The organism is Thermodesulfobacteriota bacterium, assembly GCA_036397855.1.
In the GTDB taxonomy this organism is placed as follows: domain Bacteria; phylum Desulfobacterota_D; class UBA1144; order Nemesobacterales; family CSP1-2; genus DASWID01.
Window position 1 is genome coordinate 1 of record DASWID010000075.1, and the last position, 5,363, is coordinate 5,363.

Annotated in this window: 6 protein-coding genes; all 6 read left to right on the forward strand. The window is 43.3% G+C overall.

The features are described 5' to 3' along the window. Nucleotides 1-2,488: tetratricopeptide repeat protein (locus VGA95_05740; protein HEX9666047.1), on the forward strand; the 2,488-nt coding region annotated here is incomplete at its 5' end. Between the two features lie 113 nt (nt 2,489-2,601). Then, nucleotides 2,602-2,868, forward strand: coding sequence for a DUF4242 domain-containing protein (locus tag VGA95_05745; protein ID HEX9666048.1), 267 nt, complete (start codon nt 2,602-2,604; stop codon nt 2,866-2,868). A 39-nt stretch (nt 2,869-2,907) separates the two neighbouring features. After that, the gene (locus tag VGA95_05750) at nt 2,908-3,171 is read left to right on the forward strand and encodes a DUF4242 domain-containing protein (protein ID HEX9666049.1); all 264 of its coding nucleotides are present in this window, start codon (nt 2,908-2,910) and stop codon (nt 3,169-3,171) included. 39 nt (nt 3,172-3,210) lie between these two features. Further along, a complete protein-coding gene (locus VGA95_05755; protein ID HEX9666050.1) occupies nt 3,211-3,474 on the forward strand; it encodes a nickel-binding protein in 264 nt (87 codons plus the stop codon). 68 nt (nt 3,475-3,542) lie between these two features. Further along, complete coding sequence (locus VGA95_05760) at nt 3,543-3,719, forward strand: hypothetical protein (protein HEX9666051.1); 177 nt, start codon at nt 3,543-3,545, stop codon at nt 3,717-3,719. Nucleotides 3,720-3,944: 225 nt separating this feature from the next. After that, nucleotides 3,945-5,360, forward strand: a complete 1,416-nt coding sequence (locus tag VGA95_05765) for an FAD-binding oxidoreductase (GenBank protein HEX9666052.1) — start codon at nt 3,945-3,947, stop codon at nt 5,358-5,360. Nucleotides 5,361-5,363 lie beyond the last annotated feature (3 nt).

Below are 5,363 nucleotides of genomic sequence, written 5' to 3' on the forward strand. Positions count from 1 at the left end.
GGGACAAAAAAGACAAGCGATATTTGACGCCCTTAAGGCCATAATCCTGAGGATAAGTCAAACTAAACCCGTCGTTATAGCAATTGAAGACCTCCATTGGATTGATAAAACCTCAGAGGAGTTTCTTAATAGTATTGCAAGAAGTATGGGTAATGAACGAATCATGCTTCTCTTTACCTGTCGCCCGGGATTTGTTCATAGCTTTATCGACAAACCTTACTACACCCAGATTGCGTTAGCGTCTCTTTCATCAGGCGATTGCAGGTTTCTAGTGGAATCTATTCTGAAAAGTGAAGAAATATCCGAAGAATTAATGGGACTGATACTTAAAAAAACCGCAGGTAATGCCTTATTTGTGGAAGAGGTCACAAGGTCGCTTATCGACAGCGGAACAATTGTCAAGAGTGATGGACAATACACGGTAGAGAAAGAAGTATCTGAGATTGAAGTTCCGAGCAGTGTACAAGATATAATCATGGCCAGGATAGACCGACTTGAGGAAAGTCGGAAATCGAAACTCCAACTGTGCTCGGTTATAGGAAGGGAGTTCAGATTTGAGCTACTTCAAAAGGTATCCGCTATTGACGAAAGTGAGCTTAGGGAACGCCTTATGACACTCACAAACTCCGATCTAATCTACGAAAGGGGGGTTTACCCTGACCTCGACTATCTATTCAAACATGCTCTTACACTCGAAGTCGCATACAACACACTTTTGCTTCAAAAGAGAAAGGAACTCCATGACAGGGTGGGGAGAGCAATCGAAGAGATGTATCCCTCCCGTCTTGAAGACTTCTATGGTGTCCTTGCCCATCATTTTAGTAAGACCGATAACAGGGAAAAGGCGGTTTATTATTTAACGCTAGTTGGCAAAAGGGCAAAGGAAGTTCTTTCAACCGATGAAGCCCTTACCAACCTTAACGAAGCACTACGACTTCTAGAGCAAATGGAAAAGACGGATACCGGCGAGGGTAGAAGGATAGATATTCTATTTGAGATAGAAAACATATACGACAACATAGCAAAAAGAGATGATCAGAAAAAGATTCTCGAAGAAATAGTAAACATATCTAAAGAAACAAATGACAAGGGAAGGCTTTCAGATGGTTACATCAAGCAGGGCGAACTCTTGAGTGTGATGGGAGAATACCAGAAAGCAAAGGAAATCTGCCAAACAGCGCTTACCCTTAAAAGGGAGATAGGGGATAAAATAGGCGAGGGAAAAGCTTTGAGAGGTATGGGCTTTATAAATTGGCGTTCGGCCGATTACAACGAAGCTCTGAAGTACCACAAAGAGGCCTTGAGGGTGCATCGAGAAGTGGGCAGTAGCGAAGCAGAAGGATATGAACTTATCAGTTTAGGGGAAGTCTATAGGAAGCTTGGTCAATATGAAGATGCCCTGTCACATCTTCACGAGGCCTTTAACTTACATAGAGAAGCAAGAATAGTAACAGGTCAGAATGTCTCCGCATTTAACATCGGAAACGTCTACGGAGAAATGGGCAATTACGAGAAATGCGCGGAGTACTACCGAGAATGCTGGAGAATCATTAAAGAAAGCGGGTTCAGGAGCTTTCGTGCGTACTCCTATCTTATTGTTCCAATCAGTTTAGCAAATGTATACTCGCGTTTGGGTAATTACGAAGATTCACTCCAATACTACGCTGAAGCACTGGATATAAGCAGAGGCCTTGGGGATAAGACCGAAGAGGCCAACATACTGAGTTACATTGCTACCACATATAATATATTAGGAGCATATGATGAGTCTATAAAACATTACAAAGAGGCCTTGAAGATCTATCGAAAATTAGGAGACAATGAAGCAGAAGGAGCAGTACTCAATCACATAGGTAATACTTACCGTCAACACCTTAACGATTATCGAGAGGCTCTATCATATTATAAAGAGGGTTTGGAAGTTGCAAAAAAGAACGGCGACGAAGATGGGGCCAGAAGTATTCTTAATAACCTGGGGGTAGTCAATTGGAATCTCGGTCTCCACGAAGAAGCCCTTACTTACTACCGCGAGGCATTGGAAATCTGTAAAAGGATTGGAAATACGATAGGAGAAGGTGTTACACTCAGTGGAATGGCGATTGTTTATCTGAGCCTGCGTCAGTACGATGACGCCTTAAGATGTAACGAGGAAGCCTTAAATATCCTGAAGCCAACGGGAGACCAAAAGGTGGAGGGTTATATCCTAAATTCTATCGGGAACGTGTATAATGAGATGGGTGATTACCAGAAGGCTTGGAGATACTATCAAGAGTCTCTAAGGATAAGAAGGGAGCTCCAGGATAAAAAGGGAGAGGCCTGGGCACATCATAATCTCGGCAGGGTCTATATGAACCTGTCTAATTATGAGGAGGCATCGAAACACTACGAGGAAGCCCTATTCCTCGCTGAGGAACTGGGAGAAGAGAAATTAACCGTTAGCACTAGGGATGCTTTGAGTGAGATCAAAGGGGTGGAGAAAAGTGTTTAAAGTATAGTGGATAGTCTTTTGTGTTTAGTCTTTAGTTTATAAATAATTACACAAAAAACCAAAAACTAAAAGCTAAAAACTAAGTATTAAAAACTATAGGGAGGTTAATACAGATGCCGAGATTTTTAGTCACACGGACGGTGCCTCCGTCGTTAAAAGAGGAAGAACTTGCCGCTGCGGAAAGGCTCAATAAAAACACAGCAGAACAAGTAGGCATAAGGTGGATAAAAAGCTACTATTCGGGAAAGGACGGAAAGTTCTACTGTGAGTATGAAGCGCCAAACATTGAAGCAATATACGAGCATGCAAGACGCGCGCAAGCGCCGATAGATTTCGTCTCTCTCATCTCAGATGAGTTTGATCCTAGTATGTTTAAGTAGTTATAATATAGTCAAAGTCAATTTAAGGAAATATTACTTATGCCAAAATTCCTAACAGTGCGGACAGTGCCTCCTTTAACAGACGAGCAGATCTTCGCTTCGTCAAAACGATCCATGGCTGTTGGCGAGGAGATAGGGGTAAAGTGGATAAAGAGCCATTATTCAGCGGCGGATGGAAAGCTCTATTGCGAATGGGAAGCCCCGAGCGTCGAAGCAATTTATGAGCATGCAAAGTTACTGCAAAGTCCGGTAGACTCTGTCTCTCTTATTTCAGATGAATTTGATCCCAGTATGTTTAAGTAGTTATGATTTGGTCAAAGTTAATTTAAGAGAATATTACTTATGCCAAGATTCCTAACAGTGCGGACAGTCCCTCCGTTGACTGAAGAACAAATGATCACTTCATCAAAACGGTCGATGGCCATTGGAGAAGAGATAGGGGTAAAGTGGATAAAGAGCTATCATTCAGCGAAGGATGGAAAGCTCTATTGCGAATGGGAAGCACCGAGTGTCGAAGCAATATATGAACACGCAAGACTTATGAATAGTGCGATAGATTCAGTTTCGGTGATTTCAGACGAATTTGATCCAAGCATGTTTAAGTAACAATCTAAAGCTCACATCTTCATGGGATGAAACTCCCTGCAGCAAGCTGCAGGGTATCATAATAGAAAATGAAAGTCTCAGATGTCATTGCGAGAGACTTAAAAAGTCTCGAAGCAATCTCCTTCGGTATTGGCAGAGCGTTTGATTATCCATTCCATTATAGGATTAACCTAGCAGATTGCTTCGCTAACGCTCAAAATGACAGGCCAAGGAAACCCTGTGGGAAGTTACATGGAATTCACTAGTTATATACTGATATCGATAAAGTCGTAAACTTTGTTCTTACTCATGTAAACTTCGTTGATGCTTCAACACTACTAATGCTGTCGTCGTGATAATCTAAAATCCTAAAGATAGCCCATAAAACAAATAGATTTGGGGACTCGATGTGATCCTTGGCACATAACTTGCATCATTCAATTAGCTTGAATAGGATAAACCTGACAGAAACATAAACTTAGGAGGAAATTATGGCTAATAGCAATGTTACCAATTCCAAGGGAAATAAAGTCCAAGATAAAACGATAGAAGAATTCAAATCCAAGCTGCGCGGTGAATTGATACGTAGAGGTGATGAACAATACGACGAGGCTCGCAAGGTTTATAATGCGATGATTGACAAGAAGCCCGGACTTATTGCGCGCTGTGTTGACGCAGCAGACGTGATCAGTGCCGTGAATTTCGCACGTGATAATGATATGCTTGTCTCTATCAGGGGTGGTGGCCACAACGTCGGAGGTTTTGGCATATGCAATGATGGTCTTGCAATCGACCTCTCGCCCATTAAGTACACTCGACTAGATCCCAGTGAACGAACTGTGCGAGTCGGAGCAGGCTGCACATGGGGCGATGTTGACCATGCAACTCACCAATTTGGGCTAGCTATACCGGCCGGAATTATATCAACTACGGGCGTAGCCGGACTAACCCTTGGTGGGGGCGTCGGTCACCTCACAAGAAAATGTGGATTGACTATAGATAATCTTTTAGCCGCCGACATGGTGTTGGCTGATGGTAGTTTCGTTACAGTCAGTGAGGAAGAAAACCAGGAGCTCTATTGGGCAATTCGAGGTGGAGGTGGAAATTTCGGAGTGATTACTTCATTTCTATTCAAATCTCATCCCGTTAGCACCGTCCATGCAGGACCGATGATATGGGAACTGGATCAGACAACAGAGGTTATGCAGTGGTACCGTGAATTCATCATAGATGCGCCGGAAGATATTAACGGCTTCTTTTTATTTCTAGTTGTTCCTCCAGGACCTCCCTTTCCAGAACATCTCCATGGTAAGAATATGTGCGGAGTTGTATGGTGTTATACCGGCCCAAAGGAAAAGGTTGAAGAAGTCTTCAAGCCCATTCGTAGAATCTCAAAGCCTGCGTTTGTACATGTCGGTCCGATGCCGTTGCCAGTGCTCAATAGCGCCTTTGATGCGCTCTATCCTAAGGGGCTGCAGCAGTACTGGAAAGCCGATTTTATGAACGAGCTTAGCGACGAAGCCATAGCTCAACACGTAAAGTACGGATCGAAAGTACCTACAATGCTTTCTACAATGCACATATACCCGATCAACGGTGCAGCGCATCGGGTCGGAAAGAACGATACACCTTGGATCTACCGCGATGCCACATGGGCTCAGGTTATTGTAGGTGTCGATCCTGATCCCGCAAATAATGAAAAGATCATATCCTGGACTAGGGAGTACTGGGACGTCTTACACGAGCATTCTGCCGGTGGCGCCTACGTAAACTTCATGATGGAAGAGGGGGAAGATCGCATAAGAGCGACATACGGAGATAACTACGAACGTTTAGTCTCGATCAAGAACAAGTACGACCCTTCTAACCTTTTTCGAGTTAACCAGAACATTAAGCCAACAGTGTGATAA